We start from the raw sequence: 17,713 nt of genomic DNA, 5'->3' as shown, positions 1-17,713 counted from the left end.
CGGCGGCCAGGGCAAGAGCCGGCTGGCCGCGCGGTTCGCGCGCGAGACGGCCAAGGCCGGATGGCGCGTGGCGCTGCCTTCCACGGGCCCGACGCCGAGGTGCCGGAGCCCGGAAGCGAAGACATGTCACTCACCGGCAGACCCGGTCTGCTGCTCCTAGTGGACTACACCGACTGTTGGCGCTTCCAGCACTTGACCTGGCTCTTCAAGAACCGGCTGCTCCGCTCCGGTCGCACGCGTGTCCTCCTCCTCGCCCGCAGCGCGGACGCCTGGCTGTCACCGGCGGCCGACGGGGACCGGTGAGAGCACCGGTTCGGTCTGTCCGGGCTGCCGGAGGCGTTCCAGGTGTGCTGCTGGAGGGGACACGAACCAGAGCGAGTGGTGCGGCAGCACGGCATCAAGCTGACGTGTGCCGACTGCGAGTGGTGGCGCGGAAGAGCGCCGGCCTGGCTTGCGTCGCCAGGTGGATGAGTGAGCGTGTGACGAAGCGGCGAGCGTCCGCAGTCCGGCGATCCGCCGCGCGGCGTCCTCAAAAGACGTACAGGTATCGGTCATGGTTCATGAGCACCGCGCGCACCAGAGGGCCGGGCCGACCGGATGACCGTCAGTTTCCCTATGAGCTGGCGAAACAATAATGGTCGTGTCGCGAACTCTGGCTAGGAAGTCAGGCCCTGTACACACGACCAGGTCGAAACGGCGCCTATGAAAGCGCCGACGATCCTGATGACGATCGGACTGAACCCAGGACCAGGAGCGAATGGCCCGCGACTCGTGAGGAGTTCGTAGATCTGATAGGCGGCGTCGCGAATGTTGAAGGCGAGGAAGAACCCGAGGATTCCGAGCATCCCCTTCCCTACCAGATAGGAGAATCCGGCACCACCCTCAGGGGCCACTAAAGTTACTGCATTTTCTGGCACTTTCTCTCCGGCTGTGCGTAGCGAGTGGAGGCACTGATACTGCAGCGCCGCAGACATCACGCCGGGCGGTGGGGCCGCAGTCGCAGCTCCTTTTGCAGACAACGGGCGAGGCGTGCCGCATGCTGTTGCGGCACGCCTCGCCCGTCATCCGACGTGCTATCCGAGAGGGAAGGAGGTGCCGACCCAGCCGACTCCCAACAGAACCGCGAATACTCCGACTACCCGGAAAGTTTTGGCGGTGGCACGTCCGGGGTTCATGAAATCGGCGAAGAAGGTGTAGAGACGAGTCGCGATCCTTCCGAAGTCCCCGATGAGACAAACACCGAAGACGATCAGGAGGATACCGACGATCAAACTGAACATTTCCACACCTTCCTGAACCTCACCGGGTGAACCATGTGCCGCTCCACGTCTGGTTCACACCGGCATACCCCTCGTACTCAAGACCGACGCCGATGCCCATCTCAAGTGTGCGTACCTGCTCCCCCTGCGAGTTGTACGTGCCGATGGCGTGCTCGTGGTTGATCGTACCGCCGACGCCGCTGAAGACGGAGGCTCCGATGTCGCGGCCGTATCCGGCGAATTGGCCGATGTCGTCCGCGTTGCTGCGGAGCATGGAGATGTCACCGCTGAATCCGAACCCGGCGCCGCCGACGCCGATGGAGCGCGTCCATCCGAAGTCCACGGACCCGTCCGGCTTCTTCGTCATCACGATGCAGGCGGAGCCCTCCGCGCTGACGAAGAATCCTCCGCCCAAAGTGGCACACGCGCCTCGGGAGTTGTCCATTCCCATGGCGCCGAATGCCGCCCCCATGAGTTTCTCCTTGAAGCCGCCGGGTGTGGAGGCGAAGGAGTCGGTCGCTCGTTGGAACCAGTTCTGGTTGGCCTCGGCCTTGGGCTTGGGGCCGGGGTTGGGCGGAGGCGTGGTCTTCAGCCAGCCCGTGGGAGGCGGCGTCGAGGGCAGGGTGATGTTGCGTCGGCCGGGGATGCCTCCGAGGCCGGTGGGCTTCATTCCCTTGACCAGGGTGGGACGCCCTCCGCAGCGGCAGGCGCGGACCGGACCCTCACCACTGCTGCTGGTGCTCTTCTTACCGCTGCTCACCGGGACGCCGTTGCGGCAGTTCTTGATCTCCCCCGTGTGGCACTCGGGGACGCCGAGGCCGGAGGGGTCGGCGATGGTCGCCGGGTTCTGGACGGCGTAGCTGTAGCCGTTCAGGGTCTGTCCCACGCCGGTCTGCAGGAGCGGGTCGACGCTGATGAACTGGCCGAGCCCCGGGTCGTACTGACGGGCGTCGACGTGTGTGAGCCCTGTAGCGGTGTCGGTGGTCTTGCCGAGGAAGCCCTTGTCGTCGGGCCAGGCCGCTCCGGTGGTGGTGCCCCTCGGCGCGCCGAACGGGGTCGTGTAGCGCCGGGAGTATGCCTGGTCCGTGGCGTCGATGGCGAGGGTCGCGGTGCCGTGCTGGTCGGTGACGAGGTAGCTCAGCTCGTTGCTGCCGCTCTCGTTGGAGCGGACGGCGACGGTCAGGCTGCCCGATCCGTAGTGGCGCTGGGCCCAGGTGCTGCCGTTGGCCCGCAGGTGCAGTTCGGTGGAGCCCAGGTACAGCACGCGTTCTCCGCCCTCGGTGGCGCGGATCAACAGGGTGCCGTCGGCGCCGTAGAGGTAACTGGTCGTTTTGCCGCCCTCAGTGAGGGCGGCCAGCCTGCCCTCGTCGGACCAGTCGAGGTCCTGGGTGGTGGTGCCGTCGGGTCGGCTGGTGGTGTTGCCGGTGCTGTCGAACTCGTAGGAGCGGTCGGGATCGGCGCAGTCGGCCTCGGTGCTGGTTCCGGTCAGGGCGTGGGGCTGGTCCGTCTTCTCGTAGCAGTAGGTCGTGGTGGTGTCGCCGGTGCTGGTGTGTTCGGTCTCTGTGTTGCGTTGGCCGGCGTCGTTGTAGGTGTAGCCGGTCCAGTACGGGACGCGGCCACCCAGGCTGTTCGCGCTGCGGGTGTCGGAGCACTTCTGCGAGGCGGGTGTCCATGCTTCGGTAAGGCGCCGGTGGCCGTCGTAGGCGAAGCACTGGGTCTCGGCCGACGCGGTGCCGCCCAGGGTGCTGGTGTCGGCGATGGAAGTGATGTTGCCGGCGTGGTCGTAGGTGTAGCCGAGGGCCTGCAGCTTGTAGGGGTGGGTCTGGTCCGTGACATGGCTGCCCAGGAGCCGCCCCGTGCCCTCCTCCCAGGTGTTGGCGACGTACGCCTTCTTGTGTTCCTCGGTGTTGGCTGTGCCGAGGACGAGCTGCTGGGCCTGGCCCAGGGCGGAGTAGTCGACGTCGAGGAGGTAGCCGGTGCTGCCGCCGATCGAGGTGACTTGTCCGAGGCCGGTGTAGCCGTAGTCAACGATCTCCGAGGGCAGGCCACCGAGCGCGGGCTCCTTGGCGCTCTGCAGCGTGCCGTCGATGTTGTAGTGGTTCTCGAACGCGAGGGTGGCCGGCGCGCCCGCCTCGACGAGCGCGTCGGAGGTCGGCAGGGCCAGCTCGGTCACGGTGGGCCGGGACAGGCTGTCGTACTCGGTGACGGTCCTGGTGTACGCCTTACCCGTCTTGCCGCCGACGTAGCGGGTGCTCGCGTCCGGCAGGCCCTTGAGCAGGGAGTCGTAGGTCAGGGCGGTCAGTTGGTTCGCGTCGGTCTTCGAGCCGGTCCAGGTGCCGGTGACGCGGCCGATCGTGTCATAGCCCGAGAGGACGGTACGGCCGAAGGAGTCGGTGGTCTTGGTGAGCCGGTCGAGGCTGTCGTACGCCAGCTCGGTCAGGCCCTTGTCCGGGTCGTCGGCGCTGGTCTTGCGGCCGAACAGGTCGTAGACGTACGTCCACTTGGTGCCGTCGGGGCCCGTGCCCTGGGACTGCTTGTCGTCCAGGGTGAGCTGGAACCTGGTGGAGGTGTACGAGGCCGTCCCCGAGCCGCCGCCGAACTCGGGGTCGGCCGGGCTGGTGCCCGCGTACTGCCGGGTCTCGACGGTCCGGTCGCGTGCGTCGACGAGGGTACGGGTGGCCGAGCCGCCCTGGAGGGCGGTGGTGGCGGTGGAGTCACCGGTGTGGGTCGTGGTCGTCGACCACTTCTTCACCCCGTACGAGTAGAGAGTGCTGACGGTGGCCCGCTCCGCTCCGTCGTACACCGTCTCGGTCTGGCGGGGTGCCTCGCCGTACTCCTCTCGCGTGTAGGTGCCGTTCGGTGTGGCGGTGCTGTCGAAGATGTCCTCGTACGTCTCGTAGGCCAGGCCCCGGGTGTCGTAGCGGGTGTCGGTGAGCACCCGGCCGCCGAGCGGGCTCGGGGTCTGGGTCTGCAGCGGGCGCATCATCGAGTCGTACAGCTCGTAACTCGTGTTGTACGACTCGCCGTCCTTCTTCAGGGTCGAGGTGGACACCCAGGAGGGTTCGGTGCTGCTGATCCGATACGCGAAGGTGGTGTTCGCGCTGTAGCCGGCAGCCTTGTTGCGGTTGGGTGCCCAGACCGCGGTAACCCGGCCCAGGGCGTCGTAGGTGGACTCGGTCTTCTTCAGGTTCGCGTCGTACACGCGCAGGGCCTGGCCGTGCCGGGGGTCCAGGAAGCTGGTGATCTTGTGACCCATGGGGTTGGTGACGATCGTCTTGGTGAGCGGGCCCGCTGCGGCGGGGGTGTAAGCGGTGTTGGTGGTCTCACCGTCGGTGTCGGTGACATCGACGGGACGCCCGAGCGTGTCGTACGTGGTGGCCGCGACCCGCTGCCAGCCGGAGGCTGCCCGCAGTCCGTCCGAAGCCGGGGTGGCGCTGTAGCCGGTGGCCCGACCGGTCCAAGTGGCCGCGCCCTTGGTAGGGGTCTGGGTCGCCGTCCACGCGGTGGCGGAGGGGTTGTCGTAGACGGTGGCGGTGTCGGACAGGACGTCACCGCGGGTCTTGGAGTCCGCCGGCAGGCTCAGGCTCGCGTCGGCGACCGCGCACGACTGGCCGACTGTGCGCTTGCGCGAGACGAGGTCGTTGATACCGACGTCGGCATTGCGGGCGTACCAGGTGCGGGTGCAGGTCTGGTCGCCGCCCTTACCGACCTCTCCGGAGTCGTCGACGGTCACCGGCATGCCGTGGTCGTCGTAGGTGGTGGCGATCGCGCGGGCCCGCCAGGTCTTCGCGGCGGTCAGGTACGCGTAGGTGGTGGTCTTGTCCGTACGGACGTAGCGGGCGACGTGGTCCGGGGCGTCGGGCGCGTTTTGGCGTGCGGTCTCCTTCGACCAGGGGTCGTTGACTTCGACGGTGATCGGTGTGGAGCCGTCGTAGGTGATGTGCTGGCGCCGCATGCCCGCGTACTGGTCGCTGTCGGTGATGCTCTCGACCCCGATGGACGGTGCGGACAGCGGTGCGAGCGTGACCGAGCGGGTGGTGCCGTCCTTCTTCTTGTCGCCGTGCATGCCCTGCATGTAGAGCGAGACAGTCTTGGAGCGCGTGGTGCTCGTGGCGCCCGTGTGCACGGTCACCTGGCGGTAGCCGCGCCACTCGGACCAGGTGCGCTCGGCCTGCGGGACGAAGGGGCTGTCGCTGTGGTGCCAGGCGGCGCCGCTGTAGGCGTAGGCGTACTCGACGGCGTCGTTGTGGCCCGCCGGGTCGGTCACGACGACGGCCTCGACCCGGTACTTGTGGAACCAGTCGACCGACGCCTCGGAGGCACCGTTGATGTTCCAGTAGACCGGATAGCAGGAACGGGTGTTGGTGTCCTCGGCCGCGCCCAGCACTTCACTGCGCACGCACTCCGGCGAGGACAGGGTCACCGTGGTGATCGACCCGGTCTCCGAGGTGACCGTGGAGATACGGGGCCGGGTCAGGGGCAGGATGTCGTCGGTGCCGTCGACCCGGTTCTCCCGCCACTGGTAGGTGAACGAGACCGGGTTGAGGGCGATGTTCGTGCCGCCGGCCTTACCGGTCCGCTTGATCGACTTCAGGGTGAGGACATGGTCGGAGGTGTCACCGATGTCCCCGCCGTCCAGGTACTCCTGGGTGAAGTCCCAGGAGTCCACCGGGTCGTAGGCGCTGCTGGTGGCGTTCCACGAGAAGGTGTCGATGCCGGTCAGGCGCTTGCGGGAGAAGAACGACGGGCCGGTGCCCAGACAGTCGTCGTCGCCGTCGGTGCAGATCGCGTCGAAGGGGACGTCGGGCCAGTTCTTCGCCCTGTCCTTGGTCAGCTCCGAGCAGTCGGAGACGGTGCAGCGCTCGGCGTGGGTGAAGGTGACCTTGGCGTCGGCGTCGTCGGTGAACAGAGCGCCCTTGCGCAGGCCGTACTTGATCTCCTTCAGGTAACCGCCGCGGGTATAGGAGGCGTTCGCCGTGGTGGCCTTGTTCTTCTTGTAGTGGTTGGTCTCCTTGGCGTACCAGTACGTCGAGGCGTTTCCGTGGGGGTCCTCGACGTAGTCCAGGTTCCACCGCCATGCCTGGGTGACCGCGCGGCCGCCGAAGGCGTCGCCGTCGGCGTAGCCGGGTTCGCCGGAGTCGTCGCCGAAGACGGGCACGGTCCAGGTGGAGTTGGTGCGCTGGTCGCCGGCGCCGGCGAGCTTGTTCAGGCCGAAGACGTACTTGGTGCCGTCACCGGTGATGACCGTCCAGTGCTCGCCGTTGTTGTCGCCGTTGTCGGCGTCGGTGGAGCGGGTTACGGTCGAGGCGTCGTCGTTCTCCAGACGCCAGGTGCTGTCCCAGGTGCCGGAGACCTTGACCAGGCGGGTCGCCTTGCCGTTCAGGACCAGTTGGGCGTTGTCGTACTTCCAGCAGCTGTCGAAGACGTCCTCGTGGCCGTCGTCTTCGCACGAGCCGTACGAGCGTTCGATGTAGGACTCGGTCAGGCTGAAGCCCTCACCGACCGCGCTGCCCTGGTTGTTGGTGGTGGCGGTACGGCCGTCGACACTGGCCGAGTCGTACGACAGGGACAGCTCCGGTGTCGGACCGGCGGCCGCGGACGGCACGTTGACGTCGTAGTTCCAGTGGAACGAGCCGGAGTTGTCGCCCGCCTCCCAGGAGGACGACTCCGACAGTTCCGTGGCCGAGTAGTCACCGGTACCCGAGGGGGACTCGCCGGAGCCGGGGTCTGTCGCGGTCACCGCGAGGACGGCCGTCTGCGCGGACGCCGCCGAGGACAGCTGGGTCGACAGGCCCTCGCTCGATGTGTCCAGCGGAACGGTCGCGGTGACGGTTTGGCCGGCGGGGTCGTTGCGGGACTTGACCGGGGTGATGGTGCGGCACTCGGACTTCTCGGGTGTCGTCAGCGCGCAGGCGGGCAGGCGCACCAGGCGCAGTCGGGAGGACCAGTCGCCGCCGATCGCCGAGGAGAAGCCGCTGTAGTCGACAGCGATGTCGGCCCGGCCCGCACGGTCCGCCTCGGCGGTGAGCAGGACGCCGGTGATCCCGGCACGCTTCGCCGCCTTCTGGCCGAGAACGGTGATGCTGGTGGTGGTGCCGTCCTTGGCCGCGCCCTTGCCTGCGGCCGGGGCGATGGTGACGGGGAGCCCGCCCGGCTTCGCCTGAGCGTGCTTGTCCGCGTCCAGTTCGACGACCGCGTCTCCCTGCGTGGGCCAGGCTGCTTGCTGCTCGGCGCGGGCCTTCCGGGCCCGTTCGGCGTCGGCCTTCTTCTCCTTGGCGACCTTCGCGCGGGCCTTCTTGGCACCGGGCCCGTCGATCTCCTTGACCTTGCTCACCCGCTGATCGGGGACGTCGGGCCGGCCGAGTCCTTTGTCGGCGGCCTGCGCGACCGGGGTCAGCCCGGTCGGGACGACGAGCGAGAGGGCCAGGGTCGCGACGACCGCGCCGACGCGTCGTCTGCCTCCACCCCGCGCTCTTTCTGATGTGTCTATGCCAAAAGCCATGGTTGTGTTCCCACCCCGTTGTTCCGAGCCGTGAAAGCCGACAAGTGACGTGCCAGGTGACAGGTGGTGTGTTGGGCGTTGGTGCGGCGCCGCCGCAGTAGCAGCGCCGCACCACTCCTTCCGCGGAGACCAGTCCGCGTGGATCAGTCACCCACGCGGACTTCGACTTGCTCCGGGCTTGCCATCGCGCCTGCCCACACGCGGACTTCGGCGACGCGGGCGGGCAGGTAGTGCTGCCACGACCCACCGGCGTACCCCTTGCCGACGGCGAAGTCACCGCTGCCGATCTTGGCCGTGTACACGGTGGCATCGCCGTTCTGGCCGTAGCCGAGGTAAAGGCTGATCGTCCCGTCCACGGAGTCATGGATGCCGGTCAGCCGGACGGGGCTGTCCACTGCGGCGACCTCGTCGGAGACGACGGAGGAGAAGGTGCCGTCGGTGTTGAGCCGGCCGAAGTGCCAGATACCGACCGGCACAGTCCTCTCCTCCAGCGTCTCCTCGTCCAGAACGGTGTCCTTGCCGGTCATCTCGTACCAAAGGCCCCAGGCCGAGCCGTCTGTGGTGCGCTGGCCGATCACCTGCCCGATATAGCCGACACTCTTGGCCGCGAGTTTCTCCGCGTCGAGTTCGACCAGGGTGGTGGCGGTGAACGAGGCGCTGTCGTCCACGAGTGGTCCGCTGACCGCGGCCGCGTCGTCGACGCCGTCCAGGACGATGTTGTCGCCGTCGTTCGAGGCGCCGCCCGTCAGGGTGAGCGCCTTGCCGTAACCGGAGGTGGTGTCGGCGAGGGTGGTGCCGCTGCCCCGGGCTGCGGAGAAGTCCGCGACGAGTTCGGCTCCGGCGTAGTTGTCCGAGATGAGCAGCCGAGCCTCGTCGTGGACTTCCTTCGGGGTCAACGCCCGCTGCCACACCACGGGTTCGTCGATCGAGCCGTGCATGAAGTCCTTGTGGACATCCGCGTGCAGTACGCGGCCGATCTGCAACGGGCCGTCCGCGTCCCATGCGGGGCCGGCGTCGGTGCTGCCCTGCAGGACACCGTTGACGTAGAGGGTGATCGTCTTGCTGGTGGCGTCGTGGACGCCGGCCACGTGGGTCCACACCCCGCGAGGCGAGGGCTGCTTGGACCTGATCTCGTGGTACGCGGGCTCGGTGGACAGCACCCGCATGCTCCAGGTGTTGTCGCCTCCGGCGCCGTAGGACAGGTAGAAGGGGCTGTACTTCTGCGTCCACGGGCTGTTCGTGGGGCTCTGGCTGAGCACGGTCAGGGTGCGGTTCGCCTGTGGGTCGACCCGCACCCATGCCGCGACCGTGTACGAGGAGCGGGTCTCCAGGACCTGCCCGCCAGTGCTCGCGTAGCCGCTGGTGCCGTTGAGTACCAGGCCCTTGTCCGTGACCGCGTTCTCCAGCGGCTGTCCCTCGGCGTCGTGCGTGACCAGCCCACGCCGGCCACGGTCGTCACGGGCCGCCTCCCCGGCCGGCGTCGCGTCGTCGCTGCCGTCACCGGTCGCGGAGTCCTTCGCGGTGCCGTCGGTCTCGTCGAAGTGCCAGCGGCCGACCGGGCCTTCTCCGGCGGCGACGAGGAAGTCCACCACGTTCTGTGCGCCCCAGCGGCCCACTGAGTCCTTCGCCCGCACGTACACGCTGTACGTGCCGGAGCGGTCGGGCGTGATGTCCTTCGACACGGTTGATCCGTTGATCGCCGTCGACCAGGCGGCAGCGGTGGACAGCTTGTACTGGTAGGCGACGTTCGAGTCGCCGGTGGCCGGGGCGAAGGTGAAGGTGGCCTTCTGGCCTGGGCCGCCTCCCGCCGGGCAGGCCGTGTCGGTACAGGCGGAGTAAGGGCTGCCGACGGTGATCTTCGGGGCCTTGGGTGCCGTCGGGTCGACCTTGAAGTAGCACCAGCCTTTGGTCGTCACCGTGCTGGACGACTGCAGGTAGCTGCTACCACTGTTGTAATACGAGCGACTGAACACCGCCATGCGGTAGTACGAGCCGTCGGACAGGGTGACTGGCGAACTCACCGACACCTTGACCCCGTCGCCGACGTAGCCACTGCTGGGCCGCACCGGCTCGGTGATCAGACTCCAGCTGCCGTCGCTTCCCTTCTTCTGGACGTAGAAGTGCGCACGCAGGCTCGCCCCGCCCTCGCCGCCGGCCTTGGTCTGCACGACGCCTGTCAGCGTCGGGGTCGGGTCTGAGACGATCGCGGGGTCGGACGCGTCCGTCTCGCACACGGTCCCCGCGCCGGTCACCAGGCCAGGGCCGGTCGGCGGCGCCGGAACACCGACGAACTGCACGGCCAGCACGGCATCGTTCTTGAACCGCTTCCAGGCGCTGGTGTCCGACTCGTCGTGCGCGCGGATCTCCAGCGTGAGCCGGGAGAACTTGCCCGCCGCGAAGCTCCGCGCGGTCGGCGTCAGGTTCTCGTTCGTCTCCTCCGGGTTGTCATTGAACTCGATCGGCGCGTCCGGGGAGTCCGGATCGCACAGCGAGCCCCGGCCCGCCGACACATTCCGGTCCCCCATCAGATCCAGCGCCTTGGGCCGCGAGGACCAAGTCGTGGAAGAGGAGATGTTGTTCGTGCGCACCAGGTCCACCCAGCGCGGATCGCACTGGAACGCCCACGGCTCGGTCAACCGGAACGTGGCGTCCAGAACCTGCTTGCCCTTCAGGCTCGCCGGCGAGAACTCGAAGTACAGCCGCTGCACATAGCCCGGCCCGCAGTAATAACCGCTCCACGTACCGCACTTGCCCGCACCCTTGCCCAAGCCGTCGTCGCCGTTGCCCCAGCCGTACGACTCGTAGCCGTCGCTGCGCAACAGGGTCCGCTCGGACTCACCCCAGGTGACCGTCGGGTCGATGTGCAGCGGAAACGCTGACGCCTCCGTCTTGGCCAGCATCTGCGCGTCCGGGATCACCGTCAGCGCGTCGCCGGAGACCTTCACGTCCATGGTGATGACGGTGTCCCCCGCAGCGGGTTCCGCACCCTCCGCGGAAGCCACACCCGCCTCGGCGGGGTCCGAACCCTCGTCCTCCGCGGCAACCGCCGATGCCCCCGCCAGGGACATGGTCTGAGCGCCGGATGCCGAGCCAGCGGAGTCCCACATCTGGGCGGGCGGGGCTCGGAAGACCCGGTTACCGTCGTCGTCGATCGCGGTGAGATTGCCCGCCTTGCCCTTGCGCAGGCTCAGTCCCGTCGCCTTCAACGCGTAGTCGATCTGCTTCAGTTCCTCCTGGGCCGCGGCCTCGGGAGACTTGACCACCAGCACATGACGGAATCCCTCCACGGACGCCGTGATCATGAGGTCGACCCCAGGAAGCACTTCCGGGTACACCGCGCTGGTCCCCTCCAACTCCGGCTCGGGAAGCTTGCCCGGCCAGCCGATCCGAAGCGAGCGCCCCGTGTCGGAGATCTTCACCAGCGGTTCCTTCGCCCCGCCGCCCGAGAACTCCATCCCCACAGCCGCGGCCTTGGGCACCACCGTTCCGTCCGCGCGGACCTCCAAGGTGGCGTCCGGCGCCTGCCAGCCCCCGTCGGCCGCAGGCACCCGCACGGGAACCGCGGACTCCTCCAACGTGAAGGTGAAACCGTCCGGGTTGGCGAAAACCGTCGTACGCGCCGAACGCTCCTCTACGACCTCGACCCGCTTCCCGGACTCCTGGGCCTCGGCCAGCGCCTTCTGCCCCTCCGACAGCGGGTGCTCGGCTTCGTCCGCCACCGCTGGCGAGACCGGCATCCCTGCAGATAGAGCTGCCAGGACCGCCACAGCGGTCACAGCGGACCCAAGGGTCCGCGTCCGTCTTCCGTGCACGCCGACGACGCGGCGCCCCCGTCTCCAACTCACTGTCCAGCCCCCGTACTCACGACCGAGTCATGACGATTACTTGATGCAAGTTTTGCCATGTGCATGAAACGAAAACGCTGCGTGATGCAAATGTGACTCAAGAGGTTGCGGTGCACCATGCCTGCGATCGGACAGCACTGCCACGAGAGCTGCGCCCTGCAAGGACGGCACAAGCCGCATCTCCGGCGCGGCTATCTGCTACGCGATATGCGACGGCTCTTCTTGCGCAACCGCGACGTCACGGTGGCGAGCGGCGCCGACTTCACCGTTGAGGATGTGACACGCAAGTAGTCGGCAAGACCCTGAACCACCCTGCTCTTCGGCGACGTCGACTTCCTCGGCCACGAACTCGGGTGTCTGCAAGCCGCGCAACGGCCCCACCACACTGGTGCACGCCGAAGTTCCCTCGAAGGGAGAACGGACCGTCCCCGAGCGGCACGCCCAGATGGCAGTCGGCCTCTCCGACACCTGGCGGCCTTCTGGGGCGTACATGCCGAGCTCGATGAAGCGCTGAACTGCCAGCGCCTATCGATCTGCGTGACCCACTCGGCCCGCCGACCGCACCGAAGGGACGCCGCGTCCACAGCTGATCACAGGACTAGCGACGATCCTTCTGAGTGCCCTGTGGGGTCGCGTGCGATGCCTGGGCCCCCGGTACTGAGTCGGTGACAGATCCACTGCCTCGCGCTTAGGGTGCGCCCATGCTCGACGACTCAACCGTTCAACAGGCCACAGCCAACCTGCTCTCCGCACCTCACACCCTCAGCAGCGCGGTCACCCTGCCCACGACCGCGGGCCTGTACGCCTGGTGGGCACCGCCGGAGGTTCTGGCCTCCTTCACCGGACCGGTCAACGCGGGCGACGCCTCACGGCGACTGCTCTACCTGGGCAAGGCCGGCCGACTGCGGTCCCGTGTCGTCTCCAACCACCTGAGGGACTCCGGACGTTCCACCTTGCGCCGGACCCTGGCCGGCCTCCTCATGCCCACCGAGGACTACCGCACCACCTGGACCGACCGAGTCGTCCTGGTCCCCGGCGATGAGCAACGCCTCACCCGGTGGACGCACCAGCACCTCGCCCTCACCTGGAGCGAGCATGTAGATCCGGTCCCGCTGGAGAAGGAGCTGATTTCCCGGCTGCGCCCACCACTGAACGTCGACGGAGCCGAGCACGGCACCACCCGGGACAGCGTCAAACAGGCACGGTCCTTCTACTACGCCAGCGCCGGCCCCCGACCAGAAAGTTAGGCCCGGTTTTCGGTGAACGAGCCACACGCCCTCCGCGTCGTCCCTCCCGTGCGAGCTTCAGTGCGCACTGCGCATCGTGAAGTTGCTGGTCACGGGGCTGGTGTGCAAGGGCTCGGGATGCTCGTGCTGGTCGTGGGCGGGTGAATTCAGTGAAGATCATCCGTCACCGGGAGACTCCTCGGTTCGTCAGGACCAGCAGGGCTGACCAGGGCGGTCGCCCACTTCGGGCGGTGCGAACCTTGCCGAGGACTCGCCAGTTCTTCAGGTGGGCGAAGCCGTACTCGACCGGTGCCCGGACTGCGGCAAGGGCTCGGTCGGCCAGGTTCTGACCGCGGGTCAGGGGTCGGTTCCGGGCGGCCTTGTAGCCGGTGATCACTGCCGGGTCGGCGTCGGGACCGGTGTCGCCGAGTCCGACGAACCCCAGGTCGGCGATCGCGCCGAGCCCGGCCGCCTGCAACTTCTGCGTGAGCTGGTCGTGACGGTAAGCGGTGATCCCCGAGGTCCGTCCGGGCCTGGTTGCCGAGACCCAGAGCAGTCGGCCTCTCTCGTCGGTGCGCGCGATCACGAGCAGGCCATGGCATTCGCTCTTGCCGGAGTAGTCCTTCCGGTTCTCGGTTCCGGTGCGCCGCCGGGTGTGTGTCAAAGAGCCGTCCATCAGCACCACTCCGCCGCCCTTTCGAGCGATCTTCTTCAGGACCCCTCCAGGCGCACGGGGTGCGGGCGGCCAGCAGACCGATGACCTCCCGCACCCACCGGGCGACGGTGGTGCGATGTACCCCGTTGCCGCCGGCCAGATCGCCCGGCCGCTGGTCACAGCGCAATACCGCCGGCACGATGCCCGCGATCTTCCCCGCGGGCAGGGCCCGCCACATGGAGCCGATCTTCTTCAGATGGCCGCGGATCAGGCCGGCGAGCCAACTCAGGGTGGCGCTCGAGAGCAGCAGGCGGGCGGTGCAGACAAGGCCATCAGGGCCCTCGACGGCTGTTGGCTTCCTTCACACCAAACTCAACTGCCTTCAGGGGCACGTCAGTTACGCCCGGCCTCCGCGCGATCACAACCGCGCGGTGAATCGTCCGCCGCCCCGCGTGTGTAGCCGGCCTCGGTCGGCGAGCTTGGTCATCTTCGCCCGCAGCGGCTCCAGCTTGCCGCGCGCCGAGGCGTCCAGGCCCAGCTGCCCACCGACCGTCCTGACCTGCACCGGGTCGTCTGCGTCCCGTACGACCTAACGGGCGGAGTCGGGAGTGCGCTGCGGAGCAGCCAGGACCCAGGCGGCGAAGGCTTCGACACCGTCCACGACGGCCTCGAAGCGCGGGGAGTGGAACAGGTCGAACGAGTGCTGTCCGCCGGGCAGTTCGGCGTAGACCACGGTGCTGTCCGAGACACGGCGCAGCCGGTCGACGAAGTTCCGGGCGCCCTTGACGGTCGCCAGCGCGTCCTTGGTGCCGTGGGCGATGAGGAACGGTGGCGCACCGGAGTTGAGGTACGCATACGGTTGGTTCGGGGACGGCGTTGCGTCGGGCTCCTCGCCGAAGAAGTGGCCGTAGTAGCCATAGAGGCAGATCGCCGCGGTGACCGAGGTGTCGGCCAACTCGAATCCGGGCTGGAACACCGGGTCGTTCGGCGTGAGCGCGCACAGGGCTGCCAGGTTGGAGCCGGCGGAGCTGCCCGCCACGAACAGCCTCGACGGATCGGCACCGTACTCGGGGGCGTGCTCACGGACCCAGGCGATGACCTTCTTGGCGTCGATCTGGTGGCCGGGGAAAGTGGTCTGGGGCCGCAGCCGGTAGTTGGCGCTGATGCACACCCACCCCTGGCCGGCGAGCCGGTAGAGCAGGGGCCGTGCCTCGCGGTTCTTCGCTCCGCTGGTGTACCCGCCACCGTGGAAGTAGATCAGGACCGGCGCGTTCTGCGGTGTGTCCCGGCGACGGTAGATGTCGAGGAGATTCCGGCGGCCGGCGTCCCCGTAGCGAATGTCGGGGATCCGCTGCACGTCACGCTGCCGCATCAGGCCCGGCAGCAGCAGGATGCGGGCCCAGGGTCGGTGGCGGCGCAGCGGTACGTGCACACGATCCCGCCAGCCGGTTCCGAGGCCTTGCTCAAGAGCCCGCCAGACCACCTGATCCGTGCGCACGCCCCGCCAGGCGGAGACAGCAAGGCCGACGGTGACGACGGCGGCCACCGCGGTTGTCGCCTTGGCGCCCGGTGCCTCCAGATCGCCCTGGGCGGCGGCCAGTGCCGTGGAGACCACCAGGACATAGATCCCCACGAACGGCATTTCGTTGAGGCCCAGGCCGAACCAGAAGCTCATGGTTGCCAGAGGCCGGGGGCGACGTGGCGCGACAACGGCGAAGAAGGTGCACCAGGCGAAGAGCGCGGTCGTCGCCACGTATCCCATCGGCATGGATATGAACGTACCACCGTCAACTCGGGGAAATTTGCTGGGACTTCTCCGCACAACCGCGCCGCCGTAGGTCACTCGTTCGGGAAATCCAACGAACCCGGTTCAACATCAGCGCACACACGCGTTCTCGGCAAGGTCCGCACCGACCCGAAGTGGGCGACTGCTCTAGTGAGGGCCCAGCTGGCCCTGACGAACCGCGAAGTCTCCCGGCGACCGACGATCTTCACCGAAGCCATCTGCCCACGAGCAACACGAGCACCATGCACCCCGCACACACCAAACCCATGACCTGCAACTTCACGATGCACACCGCTCAGTGCGCTGTCCGTCGCTCAAGGCGGCCAACAGCCGAACGCCGGCGCGGTGAGTGTTCCGGTGGCCGGTGCCACCTGGCGACGGCGCTGATGACCGTACTGCCTGTGAGGCTGGACTACGAGGCCATGACTGGCCAGAACCGCAACGAGAACGGACAGGCATGGTCAACGACGGACAGGAGCTGTCGGACGCTCAGCGCCGACACTGGCAACACATTTACACCGCCCACCCGGGCATGTATGGCCAGCGCCCCTCGTCTGCGGCCGTCCACGCCGCAGGGGCGTTCCGTACGGCGGGTGCGGAGGACGTGCTGGAGTTGGGTGCGGGCCACGGACGGGACGCCCTGTTCTTCGCCGGCGAGGGCTTCACCGTTCGGGCCACCGACTTCAGCGCCACAGGGCTGCAGCAACTGCGCGGCTCAGCCGAAGCCCTTGGCATCAGCGACCGTGTCACGACAATGGTTCACGACGTACGGGAACCGCTGCCCTTGCCGAGCGCCTGCGCGGACGCCGTCTTCGCCCACATGCTGCTGTGCATGGCCTTGTCCACCGAGGAGATCCACTCGGTGGTCGGCGAGGTCCGTCGCGTCCTCAGGCCCGGCGGCACGTTCGTCTACACCGTCCGCCACACCGGCGACACTCACTACGGTCAGGGAACGGCCCACGGCGACGACATCTACGAACATGCCGGCTTCGCCGTGCACTTCTTCCCTCGGGACCTGGTCGACGCCCTCGCCGCCGGCTGGACGCTCCAGGCTGTCCACGCCTTCGAGGAAGGCGATCTGCCCCGCCGTCTGTGGCGCGTCACCCAGTACCTGCCCCGATAAGCCCCGAGTACCAGTCGAGGCGGCACCGCCTGGGACAAGGTCAGCGCCTGGGACCGGGCGCCCACCCCGCCGCGAACCCCACAGTGGGACTACCCTGCCGACGTGCCCTCCCTCTATCGCGGCGCGGAATGCCAGCAGCGGGTGCGGAACTGGTGTCTCGAACAGCTCGATGAGTGGCACCTTCCGCACCAGCGCCATGAGATCCCTACGACCGCCGGGGTCACCAGCGTCATCACCGTGGGCCCTGAACCTGCGCCCGCCGCGCCGACCCTGGTGCTGGTGCCCGGCACGAACACCAACGGCTCCACCTACCGGCACATCTCCGAGGCGCTGGCGGCCCACTGGCCCACCGTGGTGCTCGACGTACCCGGGCAGCCGGGCCTCAGCGCGGACGTCCGCCCGCGTCGAGGACGGTCCCTGTGGTACGGGCGGTGGCTCATCGAGACGTTGGAGCAGGTGGTGCCGGGACCGGCCGTGGTCGTCGGGCACTCGCTGGGCGGCGCCATCGTGCTCGCCGCCGACTCCCCGCGCATCGTCGGCCGGGTGCTGCTGTCCAGCGCCGGACTGGTGCGGCTGCTGGTTCCGCCGGCCGTGGTGGCAGCCACCGTGCCCTGGCTGGTTCGGCCGTCAGTGCCGCGGGCCGCCCGGGTGCTGCGCCGGATGGTGGCACCCGGCGGACGGGTACCGGACGAGCTGGCGGAGTGGATGGCCCTGGTCGCCCGCTGCTGCCACAGCAGTCTCGCCCCTCCCCCACTCCCACCACGGCTGCTGGCCGCACGCCGGTCGGTGCCGTGCCTGGTGGCCACCGGCCGCCATGACGTCTTCCTGCCGCCTCATCGCGTGGCACCAGCCGCCCAGCGGCATCTGGGCACCACGCTGCACGTCCTGGACGACTCCGGGCACCTGCTGCTGGACGAGGCGCCCGACAAGATCGTCGCGCTGGTGGAGAGCGTCCTCGCCAGGTGCGCCGGCGAAGGCACGTGAACCGTGGGCGGGCCGACGGCGGGTCGAGTCGTAGTCAGGCCAGGCATCGGCCGCGCCGCGTCAGTGGTCGAGCGCCGGTCCCGCCGTGCCCATGCCGCGCCCACCTGGTCGGCCACCCCATAGGGCGACGCCCCGCGCTGGACGAGGGTCGCCGTGTCGTGGATGCGCGTGAGGTGCGCCGCGTCGGTCACGGTGACCAGCTTCAGCTTCCTTGCATGGGCGGCCAGTTGGGAGACAACCACGCTCACGGCCAACAACAGGATCGTGGCGGTGACGTCGTCGCCGTCGGAGAGGGCGAACCGCTACGGACGGGTGAGGAAGCTGTGTCACATT

10 protein-coding genes are annotated in these 17,713 nt (G+C 68.3%); 5 read left to right on the top strand and 5 right to left on the bottom strand.

The window, feature by feature from the left end; all coding sequences use genetic code 11:
• Together AWZ10_RS53315 and AWZ10_RS52080 are read left to right on the top strand one after the other, a co-directional pair.
• The coding region (locus AWZ10_RS53315; protein ID WP_208618669.1) for a hypothetical protein at positions 1-303 on the top strand (303 nt) is incomplete at its 5' end.
• Between the two features lie 767 nt (positions 304-1,070).
• A complete protein-coding gene (locus AWZ10_RS52080) occupies positions 1,071-1,310 on the top strand; it encodes a hypothetical protein (RefSeq protein WP_159058593.1) in 240 nt (79 codons plus the stop codon).
• Here AWZ10_RS52080 and AWZ10_RS44860 read toward each other — a convergent pair.
• The gene (locus AWZ10_RS44860; RefSeq protein WP_079104709.1) at positions 1,300-7,761 is read right to left on the bottom strand and encodes an RHS repeat domain-containing protein; all 6,462 of its coding nucleotides are present in this window, start codon (positions 7,759-7,761) and stop codon (positions 1,300-1,302) included. The genes AWZ10_RS52080 and AWZ10_RS44860 overlap by 11 nt on opposite strands.
• Positions 7,762-7,904: 143 nt before the next feature.
• Complete coding sequence (locus AWZ10_RS44855; protein ID WP_060894094.1) at positions 7,905-11,498, bottom strand: LamG-like jellyroll fold domain-containing protein; 3,594 nt, start codon at positions 11,496-11,498, stop codon at positions 7,905-7,907.
• A gap of 809 nt (positions 11,499-12,307) precedes the next feature.
• Here AWZ10_RS44855 and AWZ10_RS44850 point away from each other — a divergent pair.
• Positions 12,308-12,853 carry a GIY-YIG nuclease family protein gene (locus tag AWZ10_RS44850; protein WP_060894093.1) on the top strand — a complete coding sequence of 182 codons (546 nt, stop codon included), beginning with the start codon at positions 12,308-12,310 and terminating at the stop codon, positions 12,851-12,853.
• Between the two features lie 163 nt (positions 12,854-13,016).
• On the opposite strand, the gene AWZ10_RS56205 is transcribed toward AWZ10_RS44850, so the two are convergent.
• The 3 genes from AWZ10_RS56205 to AWZ10_RS44840 form a co-directional block, all read right to left on the bottom strand.
• On the bottom strand, positions 13,017-13,508 hold the full coding sequence (locus AWZ10_RS56205; RefSeq protein WP_244172778.1) for a transposase family protein: 492 nt from the start codon (positions 13,506-13,508) through the stop codon (positions 13,017-13,019).
• Positions 13,509-13,905: 397 nt separating this feature from the next.
• Entirely contained in the window at positions 13,906-14,052 is a 147-nt protein-coding gene (locus AWZ10_RS52755; protein ID WP_167366053.1) for a hypothetical protein, read from the bottom strand.
• A 24-nt stretch (positions 14,053-14,076) separates the two neighbouring features.
• Positions 14,077-15,255: an alpha/beta hydrolase gene (locus AWZ10_RS44840; RefSeq protein WP_060894092.1), complete on the bottom strand. Its 1,179-nt coding sequence runs from the start codon at positions 15,253-15,255 to the stop codon at positions 14,077-14,079.
• Positions 15,256-15,730: 475 nt separating this feature from the next.
• Here AWZ10_RS44840 and AWZ10_RS44835 point away from each other — a divergent pair, with 475 nt between their 5' ends.
• Complete coding sequence (locus AWZ10_RS44835; protein WP_060894091.1) at positions 15,731-16,396, top strand: class I SAM-dependent methyltransferase; 666 nt, start codon at positions 15,731-15,733, stop codon at positions 16,394-16,396.
• A 102-nt stretch (positions 16,397-16,498) separates the two neighbouring features.
• Entirely contained in the window at positions 16,499-17,380 is an 882-nt protein-coding gene (locus tag AWZ10_RS44830; RefSeq protein WP_060894090.1) for an alpha/beta fold hydrolase, read from the top strand.
• The last annotated feature ends 333 nt before the right edge of the window (positions 17,381-17,713 follow it).

Source organism: Streptomyces europaeiscabiei (genome assembly GCF_001550375.1).
GTDB classification, from domain to species: Bacteria; Actinomycetota; Actinomycetes; order Streptomycetales; family Streptomycetaceae; genus Streptomyces; species Streptomyces europaeiscabiei.
The sequence above is the reverse complement of the archived record's forward strand: the minus strand, read 5'-3'. Positions and strand labels throughout refer to the sequence as shown.